This is a genomic window from bacterium (genome assembly GCA_030693325.1).
Taxonomy (GTDB): Bacteria; Patescibacteriota; Minisyncoccia; order UBA6257; family MFKM01; genus MFKM01.
Genome location: JAUYAV010000017.1, coordinates 1 through 24,584 on the forward strand (window position 1 = coordinate 1; position 24,584 = coordinate 24,584).

The following is a 24,584-nucleotide window of genomic DNA, read 5'->3' on the forward strand; positions in this document are numbered from 1 at the left end:
GAAGGAAACTTCTAAGGTCAAAATTTATTTTAATAACAGTAATCTGGATCCCGAGGCCTCCTGTAATAAAGTTTTTGCGGTTGAAAGATATATCTCAAAAACCCCGGCGGTTGGCCAGGCGGCTTTGGAAGAATTATTAAAGGGCCCCACAGATACAGAGAAGGCAGGGGGGTATTTTACAAGTATCAATCCGGGGGTAAAAATCCAGAAATTAACGATTGAAAACGGAACGGCGAAAGTTGAGTTTGACGAGCAATTGGAATTTCAGGTCGGCGGCTCTTGCCGGGTGGCGGCTATCCGCGCCCAGATTGTTCAAACCTTGAAACAATTTCCGACCGTGAAGGAAGTGGTTATTTCCATCAACGGCCGCACTGAAGATATTTTGCAACCTTGAAGACAGCCGGAAAACAAATAAAAAAGCCGAAATTTAAATTTCGGCTTTTTATTGTTGCTTGGAGATTAGAAAAAATATCTCCCCATGAATTTTTGGAGGTCTTCCTTAAATAATTCAAGCATCTCCTGATGCATCATTTTAACCGCATCCGGATCTTGATGCCTAAACAAGATACGAGGAAGATAACCTGGACAGTCTACTTCTATCTCTGATTTAAAGAGATAAAGAGTAGCTCCGCCATTAACAGTTTTTTCCAAAGATTCATCTTTTTTGATTTCCGTAGCCATCTTGCTACCTCCTTTTTAATGTGCGATTAACCGATTCACTTAATATATATTAGCAGAAATTGCTAAAAAAGTCAATAAGCCATAAAAAACACAAAATAAAAAGCCGGGGAGTAAAATCCTCGGCTTTTTGATGAAATTATCAGCCTTTTTTGATGGTATTTTTTAATTTTTTCAGTATTTTCTCATATTCCTTGAGAGCTGTTTTCTCATCGCATTGATGCTGTTTGAGAGCAAAGATCTGGTCTTGCAGCAGTATTTCAATTTCAAAGATTGCGAAAGCTCCTTCGTCTCGCCTAAAAAGAGCCAATTGCATTCCAGCGGCGACAGAAGTTATCTTTAAAAATTTACCCTGTACTGTCATTACGCACATACTTACCTCCTTTTTATTTTTGTTTTATTAAAGTGCCTGAAAAAGCGAAAAATTAATTAAGCCCAAATATTTTCAGCAGAGGTTTTAATCAATTTTTTCGTTTTGAATATTACTTCGGTCAGCTCTTCCGGTTTAAACCAGAGTTTGATTTCTTTTTCCGCATTTTTAACGGATTCGGAAGTGTGGATGACGTTTTCAAAAACGCCGGTTTTGCTGTTGATGCGGCCGTATCTGCCGCGGATGCTGGTGGAATCGGCTTCTTCGGGGTTAGTTGAGCCGCAGATTTTTCTGATACTGTTGACGGCGTTTTGACCCTGATAGACCAAAGCCAAAACCCGGTCGGTGTGAAATCCGCCCATCAGATATTTTACCGCCTCGGGGAAAACTTTGGGCTTTTTAAATTTTAATTCCTGATAATGAATTTCGGCTAACTTTTTGGGAACTTTCAAAATTTTGGCGCCGACAATTTTTAATTTTGTTTCGGAAAGCGCCGTCAAGATATTGCCGGTTAAGCTTTTTATCAGGCCGTCGGGTTTGACGATGACTAAGGTTTGTTGAATCTTATTCATATAAGAGAGTATTATACAAAAATCTTAAAAATCGTCAAATGCCGATTTTTTTGTTAAAATTAATTATGCTTGAATTTAAAATTCTTAAAAAATCAAAAATCAGCCGGGCCAGATTGGGAATGCTCAAAACCAGCCACGGAATCGTGGAAACGCCGTGTTTGGTGCCGGTGGCCACCCAGGCGGTGGTAAAAACTTTGACCAGCGAAGAAGTTGAACAAACCAAAAGCCAGATTTTGATTGCCAATACTTTCCATCTGCATTTGAAGCCCGGGGAAGAAATCGTTAAATCCGCCGGCGGCCTGCATAAATTTATGAATTGGCCGAAGCCATTAATGACGGATTCTGGCGGGTTTCAGGTTTTCAGTTTGGGATTCGGGAGAGATTTCGGCACCGGTAAGATTTTAAAAGAGAAATCCAATTTGTTTATCAAAAAAGGCCAGCAGCCGAAACTTTTAAAAATTACCGGAGACGGCGTATTTTTCACCTCGCCACTTAATGGCGAAAAAATATTTTTGGGGCCGAAAGAATCAATTGAGATCCAGGAATCCTTGGGCGCGGATATTATTTTCACTTTTGATGAATGCACCTCGCCGATGGCAGATTACGATTACACAAAAAAATCTCTTTCAAGAACTCATCGCTGGGCGCTTCAGTGTTTAAAAACCAAAAATCCAAAACTAAAAACTCAAAACTTGTTCGGCATTGTTCAGGGAGGGAAGTTCAAGGACTTAAGAAAAGAAAGCGCTAAATTTATCGGTTCGTTGCCTTTTGACGGGTTCGGAATCGGCGGCGAGTTCGGCGACAATAAAAAAATAATGGTTGAAATGATTGATTGGGTGATCAAGGAACTGCCTGAAGAAAAACCGAGGCATCTTTTAGGCATCGGGCGCTTGGAAGACATAGCCAAAATTATCAAGGCCGGAGTTGATACTTTTGACTGCATCGTGCCGACCCGGTACGCCCGACACGGCGCGGCCTTCACTTCCGAAGGAAAGCTTGATTTCGCCAGAATGAAATTTTTGAAAGACAAAAAGCCGCTGGATAAAAAATGTTCATGTTTTGTCTGCCAGAATTATCGCCGGAATTACATTAATCATCTTTTCCGGGCCGGCGAAATCACTGCTCTTAAACTTTTGACTTTCCATAATCTGTATTTTTTCAACAATGAGATAGCCAAAGTCCGGGAGAAAATCAAAAAGGGAAAATTTTAAATTCAGAGAGTAAAAATTGATTGATTCCGGAATTTATTTGGCTTATCATCATCTTAGATGTATGGTCAAGCCGAAATTCAAAATATTAATTAAAGAAAGTTATCTGCAGGCGATTAAAAATAGTATTGGGACTAGGATGTTCCGCAATTTTTTCATTATTGATGACAAGGGGAAAAAGCGGGATGTTTCAATGAACGGCCGCCACTCTTGCGCTTCTTTTGCTTCCTCTGTTCTAAAATTATTTTCTTTGATCACTTATCCTCACGCTACGATTGAAAGCACGATAAAAGACATGCTGAAGAACGGGTGGCACTCCACCAAAAAATTAAAACCGGGCAATGTTTTGCTTTGGGAAAAAAAAGAAGGAAATAAACATATGGGGTTTTTTATCGGTGGTAAAAAAGCCGTCAGCAACGCCTTTTTCTATTATAGAAGCAGGACTCCGATAGCTCATCATTTCACTTACGGGAAAACCGGTGATAACCAGCCCAGGCGAAGAATTGAAAAAATTTTTACTCACAAAATACTGGAATGAAATTCAAAGAAAAGGAAATCAAAATTTTAGAAGGAATTCTTAAAAAATTTTTATACAAAAAGCGGCAGAGCCGGAAGAAAATTATCTTGATGGATTATCGGGTTTTTTTGTCTTCGTTGAGTCCGGCAGAAAGGAAATTAATCAGGAAAATCCAGAATATTGATATATCAAAATACGGCAAAAAAACACCTTTTTACGGCACAAAACCCGTTTCTGAGAATTTAGTCATGATTAGGGGGCAAAAATATAAAAATAAGACGAAAGTTAATTATCTCCCCGTGGTTTTTTTACCCAAAAGCGTTTATCAGGCATTTAAAAAAATGAATCAATCCCTTAAAAAGGAAACGGGAAAATTACTTTTAATAAATTCGGGATATCGTTCGCCTGCTTATCAGATGTTGATTTTACTTCATATTTTAAAGAAGAATGACTGGAAAATAAAAAAAACCGTTAAAGACGTTGTTTTACCCGGCTACAGCGAGCACGGCTATCCGCAAAAACAAGCCATAGATTTTACCACCGCCGGAATTTTGAAAAAAAAGAACAAAGATTTTTCTCAAACGAAAGAATATCAATGGCTGGAAAAAAACGCGTCTAAATTCGGTTTTTATTTGTCTTTCCCGAAAAATAATAAAGTTGGGGTTAAATTCGAACCCTGGCACTGGCGTTATGAAAAATAATTCCAGTCCGAGAAAATTTTAATTTTAGTTGAGTTATGCGAAATGAAATTTTTCGGGTAAAAATCCATTGACAATAAATTTTTGTTGCTTCATTATTAATAAATATAAATGAACAATAACTTAAATCATTCCGCGGAATCAAAAAAATTTTTATTCGTGTCTCTGGAAAGTTTGAGCGGCGATTTGGCCTGGCAATTAAGCAAGGAAGGCCACGTCGTTAAATCTTATATCAAAGCTAAAAGTGATGCTGATGTTTATCTTGGCTTTATAGAAAGGGTTGATGCCTGGGAGCCGCACATAGACTGGGCTGATGTCATTATTTTTGACGATGTTGAGTTTGGGCCGGTAGCCGATAAATTGCGGCGCAAGGGCAAGCTGGTAATCGGAGGCAGTATTTATACGGACCGGCTGGAAATGGACCGAGAGTTTGGTCAATTAGAAATGAGAAAACATGGGATTAATATTCTACCTCAATGGCAGTTTTCCAATTACGACGAAGCCATTGAATTTATCAGGAATAACCCCGAACGTTATGTATTCAAGCCCAGCGGCAACACTCCTTCCGGCGGCAAGGGTCTTTTATTTTTGGGTGAAGAAGAAGACGGTAAGGATATTTTGGAATTATTGGAGCGCAACAAAGAAATTTGGAAAAAGAAAGCTCCGGTTTTCCAACTGCAAAAATACGTTTCGGGAGTGGAGGTGGCGACTGGCGCTTTTTTCAACGGCAAAGATTTTATCATGCCCATTAATATTAATTTTGAACATAAAAAGATTTTTCCCGGCGACATCGGTCCGATGGCCGGCGAAATGGGCACTTTGATGTTCTGGAGCCGGCCGAATAATTTATTCAGAATGACTTTGGAAAAAATGAAACCGGCTTTGGCGGAATCCGGCTACATTGGCTATATTGACATAAATTGTATTGCCAATAGTAGGGGAGTTTATCCCTTGGAATTTACCTGCCGGTTCGGTTACCCGACTATTCCCATTCAGCTGGAAGGGATAGCTATGCCGACGGGAGAATGGTTATCAAAATTAGTCAAAGGCGAAAATTTTGAATTGAGAACCAAGCGGGGGTTTCAGATCGGAGTGAGAATTCTGGCGCCGACTTATTTCGCCAAAAATGACCGTGAACTGATAGAAACGTTCCGGGACGTGCCGATACTTTTTAAAAAATCGGACAATTTAGAGGGCGTGCATATTGAAGACATTAAAAACGTGAATGGCGTCTGGCGTATTGCCGGCGAGTCGGGCTGTTTGCTGGTAATTACCGGCTCCGGCAGCACAGTGGTTGAAGCCCGGGAGCAGGTCTATTCGCGCATTAAGAATATTATGATCCAAAATATGGCTTATCGCACCGACATCGGCGTCAAATGGAGCACGGAGAGCGATAAACTGCAGACTTGGGGTTATTTGTATTAAATCGTCCCGACCTTTCTTAATTTTATATGGCGGCGATGACGGATAAATATGATAAATAAAAGAAAAGATAAGTCCGTAAAGTTGAAATTTGACCAGAAATATTTCAGTTCGGGGTCTTATAAAAACTATAAAAAAGAAGTCGACAGGTGGGTGCCGTATGTTGCCTGGAAAATCAGTAAAATTGTCAGAAAATTACCGGCCAAAGCGCTGGACGTGGGTTGCGCTCACGGTTATTTGATAGCTGAATTGCAAAATAAACATAATTTTTCGGTTTCGGGAATCGACCCTTCTTTATTCGCAATCAAGAACTCCGAACCGTCCGTCAGGAAAAAAATCAGCCGGGGAAATATTTTGGATTTGCCGTTTGGAAAAAATAAATTTGATGTCGTTATCTGCCTTGGTGTGATAAATTATTTGAAGAGTAGCGACGAAACTTTTGCCGCGATAAAAAATTTAGTAAACGTTTCAAAAAAATATATTTTTTTTGATGCCATCTTTAAAAATTCTTGGACGGCCAGCCAAAAACATAATCCTGATAAATTAAGAAATAGCGCGCTTTCTAAAAAAGAATATGTTGATATTTTCCGAAAAAACGGGGTCAAGCTCGCGCAAATTTTTGACGGAAGGAACGGCGGGACGATTCTGGTTTTTGAAAAATATTTAAAAAGCTGATTCAAGCCAAGATTCAATAAAATGGCTATCTTAAAATCATCTCAAAAACCCATTATCGGCATTATCGGCGGCACCAGTCAATTCGGCCAATGGTTTAAGTCCTTTTTTGAAATCAATGGTTTAAAAGTTTTAATCGCCAGCCGGAAAACCGACTTAACCTCCGTTGAATTAGCCAAAACCGCAGATATTGTCATAGTTTCTGTGCCCTTAAGAGCGACTCTCGGAGTAATAAAAGAAATCAGAAAATATCTTCATCCGGACGCGCTTTTGGCGGATTTTACTTCGCTTAAAGAAAAATCTTTGAAAGAAATGATGAAAGCCGGTTGCGGCGTTTTGGGTATTCATCCGCTTTTCGGGCCTTTATCGCCTTCAATTAAAAATCAGCTAATTGTTTTTTGTCTTGGCCGTCAAAATCGTTGGGTTGATTACTTGAAAAATATTTTTGAAAAAAACGGCGCTAAAGTGATTTTTACCACTTCCGAGGAACACGACCAACAAATGGCGATAATCCAGGCCTTAACGCATTTTACCAATATAGTTTTGGCGCGAACCATCCAAAAAGAAAAGCTATCGATTCTTGACGCCTACGCCACTCCCGTTTTCCGGCTTCAAAGTATTTTAATGGGAAGAATTTTAGGGTCTAATCCGGAACTTTACGCGGAATTAGAAATGGAAAATCCATTTTTTTTGAAAATTTTAAGGGAATTTTTCTCGGAAAGCCGTCGTCTCGGGTTATTGGTTAAAAACAAGGATTATCGGAAATTCATTAAAATTTTCAGCCAAACAGCAGATTCTATGAAGAATTTTATTCCCATAGCCCAGCTAAAATCAACAGAAATCATTTCTTTGATAGAACATCAGCCGATTGAAATTAAAAAGCAAAAAAGAATATTTAATCTTAAAGCGAAAAAGAATATAAAACTCGCTTTTTTAGGCCCGGAAGGCACTTATTCTCACAGAGCGGCTTTGGATGTTTTCCCGAATAAGACCGATTTAATCGCTTGTCCGACTATAGCTAAAATTTTTGAAATTATTAATAGCGGCGAATTTGATTTTGGCATAGTACCGGCCGAGAATTCTTCCGAAGGAATTATTGAAGAAACTTTGGACAATCTTATTGATTATCCTCTTTCCGTGCTTGGTTCTTATAATTTGGATATCCATCATTGTCTTTTAGGGAGAACCGATAATTTCGGAAAAATTAAGACAATCAAGTCTCATTTTCAGCCGTTAGCCCAATGTAAGAATTGGTTGAGCAAAAATTTTCCTCAAGCGATTTTAGAAACTACTTCCAGTTCTACCCAGGCCATTCTTTCAACCAATGATCTTGGCACAGCTTTTATCGCCAGCCGGGAAGCGGCCAAAAAATACGGGCTGAAAATTTTAGCCGAAAATATTGAAGACAAAAAATCCAATACGACTCAATTTTACGTTTTATCAAAAAGCGTATACCCGGAAATAAGCCGGCAACTGAAAGCCAAAAAAACTCTAATTTTAATTGCGGTTTATGACCGGCCGGGCGTTTTAAGAGATATTTTAAATTCTTTCGCTAGCCGGGAAATAAACTTGTCTAAACTTCATTCCCGGCCCAGCGCGGTCGGCCGCTGGAATTACTATTTTTTCTTGGAGGTTGAGGCGCTACCGGAAAATAAAAATTTGAAAGAAGCGCTTAAGGGAATTAAAAAATATTGCGCCGTGCTTAGAATTTTAGGCGTTTCTTAAAATTATGCCTGAAGAATTGGAAAATTTGAGAAAAAAAATAGACAAAATCGACTTTAGAATTTTACAAAATTTAGCCGAAAGGTTCGCATTGGTTTTGAAAGTCGCCGAATGTAAGGTCAAAAACAACCTGCCGATTTTTGCCGTGGAAAGGGAGAAAAAAATGATAGAAATAAGAAAAATTTTGGCTAAAAAATATAAATTAGACGAATCAATGGTTAAGAGGTTATTTAAGTTGATTCTTAAAACCTCGCGCTCTAAACAAAAAAATGCTCATTAAAATTAATCCCAAAAATCCGGATAGAAAAATTATCCGGAAAGTCGCCAAGATTATCAAAAAAGGCGGGCTGGTGATTTTTCCGACTGATACCGTTTACGGTTTTTTGGCGAACGCGAGAAACGAAAAGGCGGTCGGGCAAATCTTTAAAATAAAAAAACGGCCCAAAACAAAACCCCTCGCTATTTTCGTTAAAGACCTGAAAATGGCCAAGAAATACGCTTTTGTTAATGAAAAACAGGAAAAATTTCTGAAGAAAAACTGGCCGGGGAAAATAACGGTAATTTTGAAATCAAAAAATAATCTGCCGAAAGGATTGGCGGCGAAAAATAAAACAACAGGCATAAGGATTCCCGATTATAAATTAATCTATTTGCTTTTTGAAAAAATAGATTTTCCGCTTGCCCAGACCTCAGCGAATATTTCAGGAGGGGAGGCGACGACAAAAATCAGAGAAGTTCTGAGACAATTCGCTAGTAAGAGGATAAAGCCGGATTTGATAATAGACGCCGGTAATTTGCCTAAAAATAAACCCTCAAAAATTATTGATTTAACAAAAGAAAAACCCCTGACTATCCGTTTCTGATATACTAACAATATATATAAATAGTAATTGGGTAATTGCGGCAATTACTGTAATTACAAAATTACTTAATTACCAAAAACTATGATTCTTATTTACTCCACATTTTCCAATAAAGAAGAAGCCGAAAAAATGGCCGAGGCCTTAATTAGGGAAAAACTGGCCGCCTGCGTTAATATTTTGGCGAGTGATTCAATTTACGCCGGAGAAGGCAAGATTGAAAAATCAAAAGAGGTAGTCGCCATTATCAAAACCCGGAAGATTAATTTCAAAAAAGTGGAAAAATTTATTTTGAAAAATCACAGTTATAAAATTCCCTGCGTTATCGGAATTTCCGTCAGAAAAGTGAATAAAAAATATTTTCACTGGCTAAAAGAAACTTTAAAATAGGTTTGAGGGAGGTTCTTTAAAAAAGGAGGCGGAAATGGAAGAAGAAAAATTCGAAGCTCAATGTCAGACCGATATAAATCAGCTGATTAAGGAATTCGGGGAACCAAGAAAAGACGAAATCACTCTGATATATAATCAGATAAAAGAAAGAATGGTGACTGGGGCGAAAATAACCGAATTTATTCACATCTTGATTGGAAAAGAAACGCTGGACTTGTTGATGAAAGACAAAATTTTAAGTGGTTCTTTGAAATAAAAATAAAAGGACTGGCGTTTTAATTCCAGTCCTTTTTTGTTTTGCGGAAAATTTAGAGAAAAATAAATTTTCCTTTTTCCTGGACCAGTTTTCCGTCCAGATAAATTTTTCCTTCTTTTCGGAGATCTTTGACAATATCAAAATGGAGGATTGATCTGTTTTTCCCGTCAAAATTAACCCTATCACCCAGAGCCAGATGAATCGTGCCGCCGATTTTTTCATCAAAAAGCGTTTCGTTGGTTATCCGGTTAAGGTCGTAATTACAACCTATCCCAAATTCACCAATTCTGGCTGCGCCTCTGTCGATTTTAGTCAGATAGGTTAGAAAATCTTGGCCGCTTTCAGCTTTTATTTTTGTTATTCGTCCATTTTTGAATTCCAGAAAAATATCTTTCATTGCCTTTCCTTCATAAGATCTTGACCCTTCAAAAAAGATTTGACCATTAATGGAATTTTCTATCGGCGCATAATAAGCTTCTCCGCCGGGCATATTGTGCTTTCCGCCGCTTAACTCTCCCTTCCTGCCTTCGATACTGAAGGCTATATCGGTTTCGTTGCCTTTAATTCTGACAATTTTCCCGCCGTCAAAAAATTTTTTGATTTTTTTCATTTTTTCCGTTTCTTTTCTCCAGTCTTTCAGGCATGCTTTGAAAATAAAATTTTCAGTTTCTTTAAGGGACATCTCCATTTGCTGGGCTAAACCTTCGGTAGGATAATAGAAAAGCAACCACTTAACTTTATCAAGATATTTACGGTACATTCCTAATTTTTTCTGAACGAGAGCTAGTTTTCCCGAGTCTACGTTTGCCATCATTTTCGGATTTTTGGGAGCGCAAATTTTAATTCTCCCCTGTACCTTATTTAATTCATAAATTTCCGTGTCCAGGAAATTTTCAATCTGTTTCTTGCTGGCGTGTTTCGCCAATAAATAATCAAAAATTTCCGGTTTAATCCGAATCAGGGGATAGCCGCCTTTTTCTAAAATTTTAATGTAAATTTCTTCCATCAAAGGCAGGGCTTCCGGTTCATCAGCTCTTATCAGAATATGCTCTCCTTTTTTCACTTCCAAGGAATAATTAACAAAAATATCCGCCAAAGCTTTCAGTCTTGAGTCTTCCATTATTATCTCCTTTCTTATTTAATTGTTAATGTTCATTTTGAAATATAATTATAATAAAAATATTAAATTTGTCAAATAAGGGCAATAATCTTAAGAGTGTTATAATGAAATTATGATTGAAGAATATTCTTTCGGTTTTATAAAAATTAATGGCCAGGTTTATAACCATGACGTTCAGATTGACTTGGATGGTAAAGTCAGGCTTTGGTGGCGGAACAAAAGCCATGAGATAGGGAGAAGGGAAATTGAAGAAGTTTTAGGCCAGAAACCGGAGGCAATCGTCATCGGCACCGGAGAAATGGGCGCGGCCAAAGCGATGGATGAGGCGCAGCAAGCGATAACGTCAAAGGGTATAAAATTAGTGATTGAGCCGACAGCGGAAGCGGTAAAAAGTTTCAATTCTCTGGGAAAGGATAAAAAAGTCGCGGGATTATTCCATTTGACCTGTTAGATGATCATTTTTTTATGGGGGCCGGATTCTTATCGCCGGCGGCAAAAAGAAAAAGAACTGATTGATTTCAATAAAAAGAAGCATCCTGATTTTGATTTCAAAAATTTTGATTTATCCGAAAACGAAGAAAGCTATTTGTCTTTAAAAGATTTTTTGGTACAGCAATCGCTTTTTGATAATTTTAAAATGGCTTTGGTCAGCGGCATTTTTGAAGTTGAGCCGAAAAAAATAAAACCGATTCTGAAAGAACAATTAAATAACGACAATATCGCTTTGATGATATTGGAAGAGAAAAAACCGGTCAAAGAATTTGATTTTTTGATTGAGAAGCCGGTTTCAAACCAGGAATTCAAGAAATTAAACGCAGAAGAGCTGGCATTTTTTATCAGGAAAGAAGGCGAAAAACGTAATCTGAAATTTGAACCCAATGCCAAGGATTATTTGATTCGCTGGCAGGAACAAACTAATACCGATACCTGGGCCTTGATTAATGAGTTGGACAAAATTTCCATGGCTGATTTTCCTCAGCCGATTTCTGTTTCCAATCTGGAGTCCTTAATTCCTTTTTCTTATCAGGAAAAAATTTTTGATTTGGCAAGAATTCTGGCCGGCCAGAACCCGTTGAAAAAAAAATTAGTCGCTTTGGAGCGGCTTTTGATTCAAAAAGAGCCTGCGGCTTACGCTTTCAATTTATTGAGTTACGGCGCGCCGGCCAATCTTCTTTTGAAGTTGGCGGATTATGATGTTTCGGTAAAATCCGGCGGCTTAGATTATGAAGAGGTTTTGCTTGATTTGGCTTTAGCCAATAATTGAGTTAAGCGGGATTTTATCCGGTCGGCTTTGCCTTTTTTGATAGTATTGGCCTTGGCGGTTTTGTCGGCTTTTTTATAAACCTCGCTTAAATATTTTTTCGCTTCTTCAAATTTGCCGGTCTTAACAAGCTCCTGAAAATTTTTCAGGGCTTTTTTAAGGTTGTTTTTTCTTCCGATATTTTGCTTTTTTCTTCTTACGCTTTGTCTTAAAGCTTTTTTAGCTGATTTGATTTTAGGCATGTCATTATTATATAAATTTTAATCCCTAAAGCAAGAGGGGCGAAATTTATACCAAGTTTTTTATTTCATCAAGTATCTCCCGGGGAATGGGATTTTTCGCCGGACTTTTTCCGGGATAGCGCCAGGCGGAAATAATCTTCACAGTCGCAGACTTAAGCGGACTTAACGCAGATTTACGCGGAAAATTATTTTTTGTCTGCGCTGTTCTGCGTGTAGTCTGCGCGGGTCCGCGTTTCTGAAGCATCACCCAGATTTCCTGACGGTGTTTTTCGGAGCCACTGACTTGCATACAAGCAACGGTATTCGGGGCGATGCCTTCTTCAATCCGGTCGGGATTTGAGATAGCCCGTTTTACCCGTTGCTCGGAAAGCCCATAAAAAATCATTTTCCCGAAAACATGATTAGTCCAAAAAAATCTTTCGCTATTTTTAGGGGCTTTGAATCGCATAGTAAGATAATGCTATTATATCATTAACGAAATGATCCATTATTTAACGGGAAAAGTGGCTGGGCGGGGAGAGAATTTCGCCGTCATAGAAAATAACGGCATTGGTTTTAAAATTTTTTTGACCGCCGACATGCTTAATAATTTGCCGGCCGCCGGTTCTGAAGTTAAAATTTTTTGTTATTTGTATATCCGCGAGGAAGCCAGTCTGGAGCTTTACGGCTTTCTCAAAGAAGAAGAATTGAACTTTTTTGCCTTACTTCTTTCCATCTCGGGTATCGGTCCGAAAACAGCTCTCAATATTTTGGCGGTTGACCGCTTGGAGAATATTATGGCCGCTATTATTGAAAACCGGCCGGATTTGCTGACCCGGGCTTCGGGTATCGGCCAAAAAACCGCCGAACGGGTTATTCTGGAACTCAAGAACAAAATAAAATTGAAAACCGCCAAAACTTTGACCGAAAAATTGGATTTAGACAACGAAGTAGAAGAGGCCTTGGTCGGTTTGGGTTATTCCCGAAGGCAGGTGCGGGACGCTTTGGGTAAAATATCTCCCGAAATCAAGAAAATAGAAGACCGTCTGAAAGAAGCCCTGCGTTTTCTAAATAAGCGTTAAATTCATTTATCTTTGAATATGTTTTTATCCTGGTATCACTTTTTTTGGTCTTTTTTGGGAGCGTTGTTTTTCGGTTTTCCTTCAGAAAAGATTTTTGTTTTGGGAGTGACCGGTACTAAAGGCAAGTCCACGGTTCTGGAGCTGATTAACGCCATTTTGGAAGCGGCCGGCAAAAAAACCGCCCTACTTTCTTCAGTCCGGATTAAAATTAACAAACAGAACCAGAAAAATTATCTCGGTAACACGATGCCGGGGCGGGCTTTCATTCAAAGCTTTTTAAAACAGGCGGTTAGCGCGGGCTGCGAATATGCCTTAGTTGAAGTGACTTCACAGGGAATTACACAGCATCGCCACCGGTTTATTAAATGGGATGCCGCTTTGTTCACTAATTTAGCGCCGGAGCATATTGAAAGCCATGGTTCATTTGAGAAATACCGGGAAGCCAAAATCAGTTTTTTTGCTTATGTTAAAAAATTAAAAATTTCCCAAAAACTATTTTTTATTAACAAAGATGACGCCACCGCCGATTATTTTATTAAAGCCAGCGAAGGCGGAAGCGGCCAGGTAATTTTATATTCCAAGAATAACCTGCAACCTACAACTTACAACCCGCAACCCAATTTAATCGGTGATTTTAATTTAGAAAATATTGCTGCGGCCATCGCTTTCGCTAAATCGCAGGGGATTGGCGAGGAGACAATCAAAAAAGCCCTTGAAAATTTTCATGGCGTCCCCGGCCGGATGGAAATAATCCAAACAGAGCCATTTATAGTGGTCATTGATTACGCCCATACTCCGGATTCTTTGGAAAAGGTTTATCAAACCATAAACTCAAAATTTAAATCTCAAAACTCAAAACTTATTTGCGTTTTAGGTAGCGCGGGCGGCGGACGGGATAAATGGAAACGGCCGAAAATGGGGGAAATCGCCGCGAAATATTGCGATGAGATTGTTCTTACTAACGAGGATTCTTATGATGAATCGCCGTTGGAAATAATAAATCAGATTGAGGAGGGAATCGGAATAAATCAGCATAAATCAGCGGTCTATAAAATTTTAGATAGGCGGGAAGCGATCAAAAAAGCTTTAGTTTTAGCTAAAAAAGGCGACACCGTGATTTTGACTGGTAAGGGTTGCGAACCGTGGCTCCATTTGGAAAAAGGCAAAAAAATTCCGTGGGATGAAAGGAAAATCGTGGAAGAAATTATTAAAGAAACTAAAATCTTGACAGATTAAGGAAAATTACTAATAATACAGTATCTTTAAGTTGAGATGTCTAATATAGGCCAAAAAGAATAGACATCCCGCTGAAGATGTCTGCTCTTTAAAAAAGGGAGGTAGAAATGGTTAAAGGTAACAATTATTCGGGCTTTAAGCTTGTAATTGGGCTTATTCTTGTTTTCGTAGCATTCTCCGGCGGATTGTTGTATTCGGGAAATCTTTTTGCAATAAAGCTTGGTTGGATGAGTCTTTTGTTAACGGGTTTTTTGATTTTTATACTCGGGTGGGATGGGCTATTGACGTTAGAAATTTTAGGAAAACCGATGCCGTTTTCTAGGCTTGAACAAAATCAAGTTTATCAAGTGATGTCGAAATTACCCGAAATCCATGCGATACTAATTTGTGAAACTGAAGAGACTGAAAGAGGCACGATGATAAATATTTTTTTAGGGAAATTTAGGCTAGTTGAAATACCTGATTCTTTGGCAAAAGATTTAGAAAAAGGGCGGAAGTTTATGAAGGTAGCAAATACAATCGCCAAATTACCCCCTAACTAATTTCGTAAATCAATTTTTATGTTTGTCCCCAAGCTTAGCTTGGGGACTTTTTATTGCCCGATGATATTGCTAAAATAATTAAAATGAACCCCGTTAGAAGTCTTAAGTAGAAAAATTTTGATAAAATTTTTCTACGAGAAGACGAGAACGAGGGATATTCTAAAAACATTATGTCCCAACAAACAACGTCAAACGCAGATAAAGCGACTTCTACCGGGGTGAAAAAATTTGAGATTTTAGAACATAGAGCGGATATAAAAATAAAAGTTTTCGGAAAAACACTTGTAGAGCTTTATGAAAATGCGGTTTGGGCGATGGCTTCTATATTGTTTAAAAACGCAAACCCCAAAAAACAAGAATTAAGGCTTGCCAAAACGATCATCATCAAATCAATAGACCGGGAAGTTTTACTGATTGATTTTCTCAACGATATTTTGGGGGAAAGCCAGATTAATCAGGCGATTTATCCCATAGTCCGATTGATTGATTTTCAGCCAGACGGCGTTCAGGGAATGGTTTATTTGAAAGCCAAAATAAGCGGCTATGAAATTGAACGATTTGACGAGGATATTAAAGCAGTGACTTATCATGATTTAAATATTTCTCAAGACAAAAATGGTATTTGGGAGGCGACTATTTTGTTTGATGTATAATGGATAAAATGGATAAAAAAGATTTACAAAAAATATCCGATTGGCTTTGGGAAATTCCGAAAGATTTCCGGAAAGACATGCGGGTTCCGGCCAGAATTTATGCGTCGGAAAAGATATTAAACGAAATAGAGCCGGACGCTTTTAGCCAGGTTATCAATACGGCTTCTCTGCCGGGCATCGTGAATTATTCTCTGGCTATGCCGGATATTCATACCGGTTATGGTTTTGTTATTGGCGGAGTGGCGGCAATGGATTTTAAAGATGGCGTCATTTCTCCAGGCGGTGTCGGGTATGACATCAATTGCGGGATGAGGGTTTTAAGGTCGGAATATTCTGAAAAAGAAATCAGGCCGCATTTGGAAAAATTAGCTACCGAAATTCAAAATGAAGTTCCTTCGGGCTTGGGCCAGGGCCGCCAGATTAAATCAAGCGTTGGGGAAATTGAAAAAATTTTGGAAGACGGAGCCCAGAGAATAGTGGAGCAGGGTTGTGGCGAAAAAGAGGATTTGGAAAATTGCGAGTCCAACGGCCGTTTAACTAACGCCGACGTTTCTTTGGTTTCCGAACGGGCGAAAAATCGCGGCCGAAATCAAGTCGGAACTTTAGGCTCGGGTAATCATTTTTTGGAAATTCAAAAAGTGGAAGAAATTTTTGACGAAACAGCGGCTAAGGCGTTTGGCTTGTTCAAAGACCAGGTTTTGGTGATGATTCATACCGGCTCACGCGGACTCGGCCACCAGATTGCCACTGATTATATCCGGGTGATGGTCAACGCTATGTCTAAATACGGAATAAAATTGCCTGACCGGGAATTGGCGGCTTGTCCGATTGATTCTTCCGAAGGTAAAAATTATTTTACAGCCATGAATTGCGGAGCGAATTACGCTTGGGCTAACAGGCAGGCCATTACTCATTTTATCCGCAAGGCTTGGAAGAGCGTTTTAGGGGACTCGGGCTCGAAGTTAAAAGTCGTCTATGATGTGGCGCATAATATCGCAAAGATTGAAAATCATTTGGTTTATGGCGAAGAAAAAAAATTAATCGTTCATCGTAAAGGAGCGACCAGGGCTTTTCCGCCGGGCCATCCGGAAATTCCGGAAAAATACCGGGAAGTCGGACAGCCGGTTTTAATTCCAGGGTCAATGGGCACGGCTTCTTATATTTTAGCGGGAACAAAAGAGGGAGCTGAAGCGTGGTTTAGCGCTTGCCATGGCGCCGGCCGGACAATGTCGCGGCATGCCGCGGCGCGCGCGGTTTCGCCTCAGGAGTTGATTAAAAGTTTAGAAAGCAAGGGAATAGTCATCCGTTGCGCTTCTCCAAGCGGCTTAGCCGAAGAAGCGCCTCAGGCCTACAAAGACATTGAAGGCGTGGTGGAGGTGGTTCATCAGGCCGGTCTTTCAAAAAAAGTAGCCAGATTAAAACCTTTAGCGGTAATTAAGGGAGAATAAAAAAGGCTCTCAAAGTATTTGAGAGCCTAATGAGAAAGGGAGGGTTGAAACTGGGGTTGCCTGATTTTGTTGATATGCTTGCTTTTGAATATTGCGGTTGCTTGTCTACAGGCAGCGATGAATTGATTTTTAGGAATCCAGATGTCATTTACGGAATTGAGCCGGCCGTTGAAACAATCTGTTCCGATATGAACCGCTTTGTGGCCGTCAAACCTAAAATTCAGTTCTTTATCCCCGATGGTTTTTGTTATTCTTTCTAATTCTCCCTGCTGATCGTACATAAGATTTATGCTTTGATCAGGCATTTTTATCACCTCCTTTTATTTTAAAGATCAAACTTAAGATTAAAGTTATAATAGCATAGTTTCTATATTTTGTAAAGACCATCCGCGGGACTTAAAATTTTCACTGAATATTGTTATACTTAAACTATCAGCGTAAATCAGCGCAGTAATCAGCATAAATCAGTATTTATTGAAAATGGCTAATAAAAAATCTTCTGGTCTTCAATATGTAATTTGTGTTTCCGGCTCTGCGGAAACCGGGCACTGTGAATTGGACGCGATAGAGAAAGCCGAGGAAATGGGCCGGGAAATCGCCAAGCAGGGTTTTATTCTGGTTACCGGCGCCACCACCGGTATGCCATATTGGGCTGCCAAAGGCGCCAAAAAAGCTGGCGGAACGGTTATTGGTTTTTCGCCAGCCGCTTCCAAAGCCGCTCATCAGAGGACTTATCATTTGCCGATTGATTATCATGATGTGATTTTATATACCGGCTTTGGTTATTCCGGCAGAAATCTTTTACTGACGCGGGCGTCGGACGCCGTTATCACTATCTGCGGACGGATGGGGACGCTTAATGAATTTACTATCGCTTTTGAAGATCAAAAGCCGATTGGGGTTCTCGAAGGCACCGGCGGTACGGCTGATATAATTCAGGATTTAATCGTCAAGAGTTATCGCGGCCCCGGGAAAATCGCTTATGCCAAAGAGCCGGTCGAGCTTCTAAAAAAAGTCGTTGAATTAATAAAAGAAGAAGAAATATAATATAATATAATAAGATAAAGGTCGATAAAACTTTTTATAAAAATGCCAATAAAAAAAATAGCGGAAAAAACAGCAAAAAAAACTTCTTGCCCCAAACCTCGCGTTTGTAAGTCCTGCAAGGAGAAGCCAATCGGCGAAATAACCCATTATTTCGGGGGAATCAACGTGGCGATTATAAAATTCAAAAAAACCGTTGAGGTCGGCGAAAAAATAAAGATTAAGGGAGCGAATACCGATTTTGAGCAGGCGATTGAATCGATGCAGTATGAACACAAAGACATTAAAAGCGCCAAGAAAAACCAGGAAGTAGGAATAAAAGTTTCGGAAAAAGTGCGGGAAGGCGATATGGTTTACCCCGTAGAATAATATTTATCAATGAACACAATTTTTAATTCCCAAAATTTAGAAATTTTTGGCCAGCTTTTTTTAGCCGTTATCTTGGGGACTTTAATCGGGACCGAAAGAGAAGTCAGAGGAAGATTGGCGGGCGTTAAAACCCACGCTTTGGTTTGCCTGGGGTCTTGTTTGTTTACGATTCTTTCAACTGTCGGCTTTATGTATTTTGCTGTCGGGCCAGGATTTGACCCTTCCCGGATAGCTTCGCAAGTTGTAATCGGCATAGGCTTTATAGGCGCCGGTTTGATTGTATTTCAACAATCAAAAATTAAGGGCTTGACTACAGCGGCTGGTATCTGGACCACGGCGGCTATCGGAATGACCGTCGGTCTTAAATTTTATTTCGTCGCTTTTTTTGCCACCTTTTTAGTTTTATTAATTTATGCCCTGCTTTATTATTTTGAAATTTTTCTAGACCGTTTTCGGGACAAAAACACGCCTAAATCTTAATTTCAATCCAATAATGGAAAAATGGCGGTACAATAAAGAACTTCCGGCCCGAAGAACCGGAAAAAAAGAATTTTCTCTTGGTGAAAAGGGGGTTGATTTTTGCCCAACCTGCCATTCAATTTATTATAAAAAATTCTGGCATCACCCTTCGCCCTCTCAAGAAAAGGTGAAGGGGAAATCAATTTTATGTCCGGCTTGCCAGATGATTAAAGACAAGGAATTTGAGGGACAATTAGTTATAAGCAATTTTCCCGTGGATTCCAAAGAGGATTTAATTAAATTAATCAAAAATTTTTGCCGGCGGGCTTTTGAGCGGGACCCGATGGATCGCTTGATTGATATCAAAAATGATTCCGGGAATTTAATAATCACTACCACCGAAAATCAGTTAGCCGTTAAATTAGCCAAGAAAATCAAAGAAGTTTTCAATAAATATAAAATTCAGATGAAAATATCTTATTCTCCCGAGCCAAGCGATACGGCATATATCAAAATAAACTTTGCTGAATAAGCTATCTAAATTATTTTTTTGGCTGTTTTTAATTTCTTTGCCTTTCGGCTACAGGGTTTTGTTTTTTAAATTTACACCCGGCTTTGACGAATATGAGGCGATTTTTTTGTACGCCAGCGATGTTTTGATGGTTTTGTTTTTGATTTTTACAATAAAAAATATTTTTTCATTAACGCGTTTCCGCTTGTTGAGTATTTTTTTATTCCTTGCCGGAATCTCAATCTTTTTCGCTTCTTATAAGTTTCTGGCTCTTTACAATTTTATAAGATTATTTTTATTGGTTTTGACCGCGTTGGCAATCGCGGAAAGTTTGAGAAAAAATTGGATTAAATTGGAAACTATTTTAGCGGTTTTAGCCGGTTCAGCCGTTTTTCAATCTTTTATCGCTTTTTTCCAGTTTTTAAATCAAAAAAGCTTGGGGTTGAAGTTTTTAGGGGAATCGGTTTTAGGCCAAGGAATCCCTGGAGTTGCCAAAATAGTCATTGGCGGCGGTAAAATTTTGCGGGCTTACGGCACATTTCCCCATCCCAATGTTTTGGCGGCTTTTTTGCTTTTGGGGTTATTCGGCGCTTATTATTGTTTTTTAAGGGTTTTTAATCGGAAGAAAAAATTTTGGCTTGGACTTTTAAGCATCGCGGCGATTTTTATTATAATTTTGGGTTTAATCCTGGCGTTTTCACGCACGGCCTGGTTTTTGGGAATTGTTTTAACCCTTGTTTTTATTTTTTGTCTTTTCCGTCAAAAAGATTTCCGTCGGCGGAATTTTTATTTTTCGGCAGTTTTATTTTTTATTTTTTTGATTTTGCTTTCGGGGCTTGGTCAGTTGATTTTTCCCAGAGCGCAAATTTCTTTAAACGAACCCGCGGTCAATCAGAGAATTTCTTATAATGAATTGGGCTGGTATCTGGTAAAAAATCATCCTTTAGGTGTCGGCTTGGGCAACCAGGTGATTTATTCGGTGAAAAAAGGAATTTATCAACTTTTTGGGATGAGCCAGGTTTGGCAGTGGCAGCCGGTACACAATATTTATTTGCTTATTGGTTCGGAAACCGGAGTTTTGGGATTGATTGTTTTTTTAGTATTCATCGCTAAACTTTTAATAAAAAATATTAAACCCTTTTTAAATAAAATTTCAGAAATGAATTATACTTCCTTAGTCGCTTTGATAATGTTTCTGTCTCTGTTGGGATTCGGTTTATTTGACCATTTTCTTTGGACGCTACAGCCCGGCCGCTTGATGTTGTGGCTGGTTTTGGGAATAATGTTAGGGACTAGCCCTCGTAGTTGAATGGATACAATATCTCCCTCCGAAGGAGGTGATGCAGGTTCGATTCCTGCCGAGGGCACTTGAAATAGTAAGCCCCTTGGAAAATTCCAAAGGGCTTTTAATTGTTCTACATTAGACATTTAAGGAGGGTACTTTTTTCCCGATTATCGCTTCTTCCGGTTTTTCTTTGAAACTTTTCACCACCAGATAGATAATTCTGGCTAAAATCCAGCTACAAACAAAAAAGCAGAAAATTAGAGTTAATACAGCGATAACATCCCAAAAACTATAGCTTTCCATTATTTACCTCCGTTGTGGTGTTTTTCTTTTTTATTTTTTCCAAACAAAATCCTTGGTATGGAAATAGGTTCTGTCGGTTGGCTTAAGCGGCGGTCTGGGTGAAGAGTTAGAGAAATAGGTTTTGGCGACGGCCATCCCAAGGGGCAGAGATTACACATAATATCAGATCCATGTTGGCAGCCCATTTTACGCCTCCTTTTTAATTTATTAAGGTTCCGCTAAAGTTAATTAACTTAATATAGTTTACCAAAAAAATACAAATTTGTCAAATTTTAAGCTTTTCTTCAATTACTATTGTAATTCCACGATCGTGAAATTACAATAGTAAACCCCGTAGAGAACACCTTGTTTTCTAGCGGGGTAAAATAAAAAGCCAGTCCGTTGATAATTAGCGGACTGGCTATATTTATTCTGTTTATTTAATTTCTAAAACATTCTGCGGCCAAAATATCCTGCATGTCGTAGAGTTTGGCTGGCTTACCGACAATCCATTTTATCGCCGCAATGACATCGCGTATACAAGAAGGACTGGCGGGAATGCCCTTGTTTGTCGTAATCGGTGAAACGATAACACAGGGAATTCGTCCATCAATTAGGTACTTTATCGCGTTTATTTCGGGGAGAATGCTATTTTTTGTGTTGGCATTTCCAATAATAATAGCTTTTCCATCGTAGGCGGCTGTTGCCAAATGTTCTAAACCAGTTTTTGAAAAATCGCCGAAATCAACCACTACATCGGTTTCATTGATGATTTCTCCCAAATTATCCATCACAACGTGGTCTCCGATATTTATGGTTTTGCCAATTCTGTGGTGGTTTTTTTCTTCAATAGCAAACATCAATTTCAGTTCTTTGTCTTGGCTAATCAGCTCAATCAGTCGTCTTCCTGTTTCTCCGCAGGCGCCGCAAACAGTAACTTTAATCATTCCCTTTACCTCCTTTTCAAATTTCTTTGATTAATTTAGTTATCTTAACCCTGGCTTCTTTTCCTAAAAACTTCCTTCTCCTTGTCGCTTCTTTCCAGGCCATTTTTAAGTTAGGATGTGTTGTCATTTCCGGCATAACGTCATTAAACCTCTTAGGGTCAATCCACCAACTGATAACTATAAATTCTTCCATCTTTTTCCTCCTTTTTTTGTTGCTGTTAAAGAGCTCACTTTGACAGGTATAATAGTTTGTTTTAAAATTATGTCAAGCTTTTTAAAACTGCAAATTAAAAATTAAATAAGGAGGCAAAAATGGACGATTGGACTTGTAAGATTTGCGGCCGGAAAATAGGATGGTTTTGCCGGATTTTTGGTTTCTGGATTCAGACCGATGAAAGAACTGATGACGGAAAGGTCCACCGCTGGTGTTATAACAACGAGCAAAAGAACAAAGGCGAGCCTTCAACCCCAATATTCGCATAAAAAATTAAGTTTTAACCGAGAGGTTCACCCCTCTCGGTTTTTATTTAAACAAAATTGGAGAAAATAATTGAAGAACTAAGCCGATTAGAAAGAATGCCGCTAAAGGATAAATCCAAATCGGGGTTTTGCGCTGAAATCTTTTTTCTATGTATTTTTTATAAATAAAAATAACAATAACGGCTTCAAGCCCCAAGGCGGCGGCGCCGGTGACGGAAATAACTCCGATAAAATTATTAATTCCCAAAAGATATAAAAGCAGTGGCAAGAAACATGCGACAGCCCAGGAGGTTTTTTCCGGCAATTTCAGGTCGTATTGTAAAATTTTTTTAAGCGTTAATCCCAGGCCGAGGAAAGAGGTGAAAACGGTTAGGATCCCAAAAATAAAACCCAATCTAACCGCTTGTTCGCCGATAATTTTAGCAAAACCAGAAAGAGCGTCAGGCGAGGTTTGCGAGCCGCTGACACCGAGAATGATGAAAATAAAAGAAAGATAACAAAGTCCGGCCAAGATAATGCCGGAAATTATCACTTGTCTCAGTTTTTTTCTGTCCCGCTCCGTCATTTCTTTTATCTCCGGCACCAAAGTCAGCCCCCAAAGGGAAAAAAGAACGGCGCCGTAAGGGAAGGCAAGAAACTGTGGATTAAAGGTTATAAGATTTTTAAAATTGAAAAAAGGCAAACCGTGAACCAAAAAAAGAAAAAGAATGAAAATAATAACCACTAACATTATTAAATCAATTTTGGCGATGCCTTTAATCCCTTTGTAAATCAAAATAGCGCCAAAAATAAAAAACAATATGGTGTATAAAAATGCGGAGCCGCCGAAATAAGAAGCCAGAAAATTTCCTCCTAAAATAAGATAAGCCAATAGAGCGCCGAGCAATCCCAGAGAAGAAACGATTAAACTGAAATTCCGCCAATTTTTTCCGAGATATTCTTCGGCATAGCCGGGAATACGGCAGATTTTTTGGGTGTTCCGGCTAACTTCGGCCAATAAAAGATGAACGATTATAGCCAAAATCACTAAGACAAGAAAATAAAAAATTACTACTCCGAATCCGGATTTAAAAGCGATGTAGGGCAGGCCGAAAATTCCCGCTCCGACGATAGTACTCGTAAAGACGGCCAGAGCTTCTAAAAATTTAGTCAATTTTTACTTTAATCTTTTTGGCTTTTTGACGCTCAATCTTGGGCATCCGGATAGTCAGAATTCCGTTTTTGACGGTAGCGGTTGAGCGTTCAGGGTCAATTTCCTGAGGCAAAATGATTGAGCGTGAGAAAGTACCCCAGAAACATTCCTGATAGAAATAATTTTTTTCTTCAACTACTATCTCTTTTTCTCTTTTGCCGCGGATAGTGACGCTTTCAGTGGTAATGTTGATTTCCAAGTCATCAGGCAAAATGCCAGCCACGGCGGAACGGACGCTAATTTCATCGTCGGTCTGGTAGACATCAACTAAAAGCGAACCTTCGGCTTCTTCGCTTAATTCTTCGTTTAAAAATTCTTCCGGGTTTCTATTTTCTTCGGTCATATTTTTATTATATCATTTTCCTTAATTTCTCAAAATCAACCAGAACGAAAATTGCGCCCAAAATCAGAAACAAACTGGGGATAAGAAAATTTACCGATTGGAATTTTATTATCAAATAATTGAAAACTGAATGAATTAAAACCGCCAAAATTAAGCCGTAGCCGAGATACTTGGGAAGCGATTTTTTGATTATTCCGATGGCCCAATAATAACCCAACAATCCCGAGGCCAAAGTGTGAAGCAGGGTGGCGCCGATAAAACGCAAGGCGATGGCGTTGAAGGCCGTATTTAAAGAGGCGGTCAGCGAGAAGGCGTTTACCCCGGAAAAAATATTGCCCATAATTAAAAGATTTTCCACGGTCGCGAAGCCCAAAGCGGCGGTAATGATATAAATCATAGCGTCAATCGGTTCGTCAAAATCGGGATTTTTTTTAGTCATCCAAAAAGCGGCGGTAAATTTAAAAATTTCTTCAATCAAAGCCAAAACGACAATCATGATGATACTGCTTTTTGCTATATTAAAAGAAGTTAAAGCGTCCTGGGCTAAAAGTTGAAAAATGAGTACCGGCAGAGCCATCAGGCCGCCTACGACAAAAGTTATCAAAATCAACCGTTTGGGTTCGGGATGCGGGTCTTCTTGAAGATAAAAAAATACCCAGATTAAACCCGGCAAAATTCCCAAAAGTATCGCTAGGTAAGTCATATTAACTCCGATTTGAAATCATTAATAATTTTTCTTTTTTT

General features: G+C 39.0%; 37 protein-coding genes and 1 tRNA gene. 25 read left to right on the forward strand and 13 right to left on the reverse strand.

Annotated features, from left to right (window positions below):
- Positions 1-394, forward strand: a 394-nt coding sequence (locus Q8N22_01755) for a GerMN domain-containing protein (protein MDP3052664.1), incomplete at its 5' end; no start/stop codon positions are given.
- Between the two features lie 65 nt (positions 395-459).
- On the opposite strand, the gene Q8N22_01760 is transcribed toward Q8N22_01755, so the two are convergent.
- The 3 genes from Q8N22_01760 to Q8N22_01770 form a co-directional block, all read right to left on the reverse strand.
- On the reverse strand, positions 460-681 hold the full coding sequence (locus Q8N22_01760; protein ID MDP3052665.1) for a hypothetical protein: 222 nt from the start codon (positions 679-681) through the stop codon (positions 460-462).
- 139 nt (positions 682-820) lie between these two features.
- On the reverse strand, positions 821-1,042 hold the full coding sequence (locus Q8N22_01765; GenBank protein ID MDP3052666.1) for a hypothetical protein: 222 nt from the start codon (positions 1,040-1,042) through the stop codon (positions 821-823).
- Between the two features lie 65 nt (positions 1,043-1,107).
- Positions 1,108-1,620 (reverse strand): nucleoside-diphosphate kinase, encoded by a 513-nt coding sequence (locus Q8N22_01770; GenBank protein MDP3052667.1) that lies wholly within the window; start codon positions 1,618-1,620, stop codon positions 1,108-1,110.
- A 65-nt stretch (positions 1,621-1,685) separates the two neighbouring features.
- On the opposite strand from Q8N22_01770, the gene tgt reads away from it, so the two are divergent.
- From tgt to Q8N22_01820, 10 genes are all read left to right on the forward strand, one after another.
- Positions 1,686-2,831 (forward strand): tRNA guanosine(34) transglycosylase Tgt, encoded by a 1,146-nt coding sequence (gene tgt / locus Q8N22_01775; protein MDP3052668.1) that lies wholly within the window; start codon positions 1,686-1,688, stop codon positions 2,829-2,831.
- A 61-nt stretch (positions 2,832-2,892) separates the two neighbouring features.
- The gene (locus tag Q8N22_01780; GenBank protein ID MDP3052669.1) at positions 2,893-3,366 is read left to right on the forward strand and encodes a hypothetical protein; all 474 of its coding nucleotides are present in this window, start codon (positions 2,893-2,895) and stop codon (positions 3,364-3,366) included.
- Positions 3,363-4,046 carry a D-alanyl-D-alanine carboxypeptidase family protein gene (locus Q8N22_01785; GenBank protein ID MDP3052670.1) on the forward strand — a complete coding sequence of 228 codons (684 nt, stop codon included), beginning with the start codon at positions 3,363-3,365 and terminating at the stop codon, positions 4,044-4,046. The genes Q8N22_01780 and Q8N22_01785 overlap by 4 nt, the downstream gene beginning before the upstream one ends.
- Positions 4,047-4,154: 108 nt before the next feature.
- Positions 4,155-5,468 carry a phosphoribosylamine--glycine ligase gene (locus Q8N22_01790; protein ID MDP3052671.1) on the forward strand — a complete coding sequence of 438 codons (1,314 nt, stop codon included), beginning with the start codon at positions 4,155-4,157 and terminating at the stop codon, positions 5,466-5,468.
- 48 nt (positions 5,469-5,516) lie between these two features.
- The gene (locus Q8N22_01795; GenBank protein MDP3052672.1) at positions 5,517-6,140 is read left to right on the forward strand and encodes a class I SAM-dependent methyltransferase; all 624 of its coding nucleotides are present in this window, start codon (positions 5,517-5,519) and stop codon (positions 6,138-6,140) included.
- A gap of 21 nt (positions 6,141-6,161) precedes the next feature.
- Complete coding sequence (pheA, locus tag Q8N22_01800) at positions 6,162-7,862, forward strand: prephenate dehydratase (GenBank protein ID MDP3052673.1); 1,701 nt, start codon at positions 6,162-6,164, stop codon at positions 7,860-7,862.
- Positions 7,863-7,866: 4 nt separating this feature from the next.
- Positions 7,867-8,139 carry a chorismate mutase gene (locus tag Q8N22_01805; protein ID MDP3052674.1) on the forward strand — a complete coding sequence of 91 codons (273 nt, stop codon included), beginning with the start codon at positions 7,867-7,869 and terminating at the stop codon, positions 8,137-8,139.
- Positions 8,129-8,722 (forward strand): L-threonylcarbamoyladenylate synthase, encoded by a 594-nt coding sequence (locus Q8N22_01810; protein ID MDP3052675.1) that lies wholly within the window; start codon positions 8,129-8,131, stop codon positions 8,720-8,722. Before Q8N22_01805 ends, Q8N22_01810 begins: the two co-directional genes overlap by 11 nt.
- An 81-nt stretch (positions 8,723-8,803) precedes the next feature.
- Entirely contained in the window at positions 8,804-9,109 is a 306-nt protein-coding gene (gene cutA / locus Q8N22_01815) for a divalent-cation tolerance protein CutA (GenBank protein ID MDP3052676.1), read from the forward strand.
- A 34-nt stretch (positions 9,110-9,143) separates the two neighbouring features.
- Positions 9,144-9,365, forward strand: coding sequence for a hypothetical protein (locus tag Q8N22_01820; protein MDP3052677.1), 222 nt, complete (start codon positions 9,144-9,146; stop codon positions 9,363-9,365).
- Between the two features lie 52 nt (positions 9,366-9,417).
- Here Q8N22_01820 and Q8N22_01825 read toward each other — a convergent pair whose 3' ends face one another.
- A complete protein-coding gene (locus tag Q8N22_01825; protein MDP3052678.1) occupies positions 9,418-10,485 on the reverse strand; it encodes an aminopeptidase in 1,068 nt (355 codons plus the stop codon).
- A gap of 112 nt (positions 10,486-10,597) precedes the next feature.
- Between Q8N22_01825 and Q8N22_01830 the strand changes: the two genes are divergently transcribed.
- Entirely contained in the window at positions 10,598-10,936 is a 339-nt protein-coding gene (locus Q8N22_01830) for an MTH938/NDUFAF3 family protein (protein ID MDP3052679.1), read from the forward strand.
- The gene (locus tag Q8N22_01835) at positions 10,937-11,749 is read left to right on the forward strand and encodes a hypothetical protein (protein ID MDP3052680.1); all 813 of its coding nucleotides are present in this window, start codon (positions 10,937-10,939) and stop codon (positions 11,747-11,749) included.
- Here the strand turns inward: Q8N22_01835 and rpsT are convergent.
- Together rpsT and Q8N22_01845 are read right to left on the reverse strand one after the other, a co-directional pair.
- Positions 11,707-11,988: a 30S ribosomal protein S20 gene (gene rpsT, locus Q8N22_01840; protein ID MDP3052681.1), complete on the reverse strand. Its 282-nt coding sequence runs from the start codon at positions 11,986-11,988 to the stop codon at positions 11,707-11,709. The two genes, Q8N22_01835 and rpsT, sit on opposite strands and share 43 nt — an antisense overlap.
- Before the next feature lie 46 nt (positions 11,989-12,034).
- Positions 12,035-12,436, reverse strand: coding sequence for a hypothetical protein (locus Q8N22_01845; protein ID MDP3052682.1), 402 nt, complete (start codon positions 12,434-12,436; stop codon positions 12,035-12,037).
- Positions 12,437-12,467: 31 nt separating this feature from the next.
- Between Q8N22_01845 and ruvA the strand changes: the two genes are divergently transcribed.
- From ruvA to Q8N22_01870, 5 genes are all read left to right on the forward strand, one after another.
- A complete protein-coding gene (ruvA, locus tag Q8N22_01850; GenBank protein MDP3052683.1) occupies positions 12,468-13,049 on the forward strand; it encodes a Holliday junction branch migration protein RuvA in 582 nt (193 codons plus the stop codon).
- A gap of 18 nt (positions 13,050-13,067) precedes the next feature.
- Positions 13,068-14,285, forward strand: coding sequence for a UDP-N-acetylmuramoyl-L-alanyl-D-glutamate--2,6-diaminopimelate ligase (locus Q8N22_01855; GenBank protein ID MDP3052684.1), 1,218 nt, complete (start codon positions 13,068-13,070; stop codon positions 14,283-14,285).
- Positions 14,286-14,392: 107 nt separating this feature from the next.
- Positions 14,393-14,827 (forward strand): hypothetical protein, encoded by a 435-nt coding sequence (locus tag Q8N22_01860; protein MDP3052685.1) that lies wholly within the window; start codon positions 14,393-14,395, stop codon positions 14,825-14,827.
- A 170-nt stretch (positions 14,828-14,997) separates the two neighbouring features.
- On the forward strand, positions 14,998-15,480 hold the full coding sequence (locus tag Q8N22_01865; GenBank protein ID MDP3052686.1) for an archease: 483 nt from the start codon (positions 14,998-15,000) through the stop codon (positions 15,478-15,480).
- Between the two features lie 8 nt (positions 15,481-15,488).
- Positions 15,489-16,928, forward strand: coding sequence for an RtcB family protein (locus tag Q8N22_01870; protein MDP3052687.1), 1,440 nt, complete (start codon positions 15,489-15,491; stop codon positions 16,926-16,928).
- Between the two features lie 26 nt (positions 16,929-16,954).
- On the opposite strand, the gene Q8N22_01875 is transcribed toward Q8N22_01870, so the two are convergent.
- On the reverse strand, positions 16,955-17,233 hold the full coding sequence (locus Q8N22_01875; GenBank protein ID MDP3052688.1) for a hypothetical protein: 279 nt from the start codon (positions 17,231-17,233) through the stop codon (positions 16,955-16,957).
- A gap of 175 nt (positions 17,234-17,408) precedes the next feature.
- Between Q8N22_01875 and Q8N22_01880 the strand changes: the two genes are divergently transcribed.
- The 6 genes from Q8N22_01880 (at position 17,409) to Q8N22_01905 (ending at position 20,678) form a co-directional block, all read left to right on the forward strand.
- Positions 17,409-17,975 (forward strand): LOG family protein, encoded by a 567-nt coding sequence (locus Q8N22_01880; GenBank protein MDP3052689.1) that lies wholly within the window; start codon positions 17,409-17,411, stop codon positions 17,973-17,975.
- Between the two features lie 42 nt (positions 17,976-18,017).
- Positions 18,018-18,341 carry a translation elongation factor-like protein gene (locus Q8N22_01885; protein ID MDP3052690.1) on the forward strand — a complete coding sequence of 108 codons (324 nt, stop codon included), beginning with the start codon at positions 18,018-18,020 and terminating at the stop codon, positions 18,339-18,341.
- Between the two features lie 9 nt (positions 18,342-18,350).
- Positions 18,351-18,821 (forward strand): MgtC/SapB family protein, encoded by a 471-nt coding sequence (locus Q8N22_01890; protein ID MDP3052691.1) that lies wholly within the window; start codon positions 18,351-18,353, stop codon positions 18,819-18,821.
- Positions 18,822-18,834: 13 nt separating this feature from the next.
- Positions 18,835-19,332, forward strand: coding sequence for a hypothetical protein (locus Q8N22_01895; GenBank protein ID MDP3052692.1), 498 nt, complete (start codon positions 18,835-18,837; stop codon positions 19,330-19,332).
- Complete coding sequence (locus Q8N22_01900; GenBank protein MDP3052693.1) at positions 19,322-20,620, forward strand: O-antigen ligase family protein; 1,299 nt, start codon at positions 19,322-19,324, stop codon at positions 20,618-20,620. The genes Q8N22_01895 and Q8N22_01900 overlap by 11 nt, the downstream gene beginning before the upstream one ends.
- Positions 20,607-20,678, forward strand: a tRNA-Arg gene (locus Q8N22_01905). The genes Q8N22_01900 and Q8N22_01905 overlap by 14 nt, the downstream gene beginning before the upstream one ends.
- 53 nt (positions 20,679-20,731) lie before the next feature.
- On the opposite strand, the gene Q8N22_01910 is transcribed toward Q8N22_01905, so the two are convergent.
- The 3 genes from Q8N22_01910 to Q8N22_01920 all read right to left on the reverse strand — a co-directional run bounded on the left by Q8N22_01910 (position 20,732) and on the right by Q8N22_01920 (position 22,018).
- The gene (locus Q8N22_01910) at positions 20,732-20,899 is read right to left on the reverse strand and encodes a hypothetical protein (protein MDP3052694.1); all 168 of its coding nucleotides are present in this window, start codon (positions 20,897-20,899) and stop codon (positions 20,732-20,734) included.
- A 419-nt stretch (positions 20,900-21,318) separates the two neighbouring features.
- Entirely contained in the window at positions 21,319-21,825 is a 507-nt protein-coding gene (locus tag Q8N22_01915) for a hypothetical protein (protein MDP3052695.1), read from the reverse strand.
- Positions 21,826-21,841: 16 nt separating this feature from the next.
- Entirely contained in the window at positions 21,842-22,018 is a 177-nt protein-coding gene (locus tag Q8N22_01920; GenBank protein MDP3052696.1) for a hypothetical protein, read from the reverse strand.
- Positions 22,019-22,137: 119 nt separating this feature from the next.
- On the opposite strand from Q8N22_01920, the gene Q8N22_01925 reads away from it, so the two are divergent.
- The gene (locus Q8N22_01925; protein ID MDP3052697.1) at positions 22,138-22,308 is read left to right on the forward strand and encodes a hypothetical protein; all 171 of its coding nucleotides are present in this window, start codon (positions 22,138-22,140) and stop codon (positions 22,306-22,308) included.
- A gap of 40 nt (positions 22,309-22,348) precedes the next feature.
- Here the strand turns inward: Q8N22_01925 and Q8N22_01930 are convergent, their stop codons facing one another.
- Genes Q8N22_01930 through Q8N22_01940 form a run of 3 tightly spaced genes read right to left on the reverse strand, consistent with a single transcriptional unit; the run spans position 22,349 to position 24,543 of the window.
- Complete coding sequence (locus Q8N22_01930) at positions 22,349-23,458, reverse strand: aromatic amino acid transport family protein (protein ID MDP3052698.1); 1,110 nt, start codon at positions 23,456-23,458, stop codon at positions 22,349-22,351.
- Positions 23,451-23,840: an Hsp20/alpha crystallin family protein gene (locus Q8N22_01935; GenBank protein MDP3052699.1), complete on the reverse strand. Its 390-nt coding sequence runs from the start codon at positions 23,838-23,840 to the stop codon at positions 23,451-23,453. The genes Q8N22_01930 and Q8N22_01935 overlap by 8 nt, the downstream gene beginning before the upstream one ends.
- A 7-nt stretch (positions 23,841-23,847) precedes the next feature.
- Positions 23,848-24,543: a PrsW family glutamic-type intramembrane protease gene (locus tag Q8N22_01940; protein ID MDP3052700.1), complete on the reverse strand. Its 696-nt coding sequence runs from the start codon at positions 24,541-24,543 to the stop codon at positions 23,848-23,850.
- Positions 24,544-24,584 lie beyond the last annotated feature (41 nt).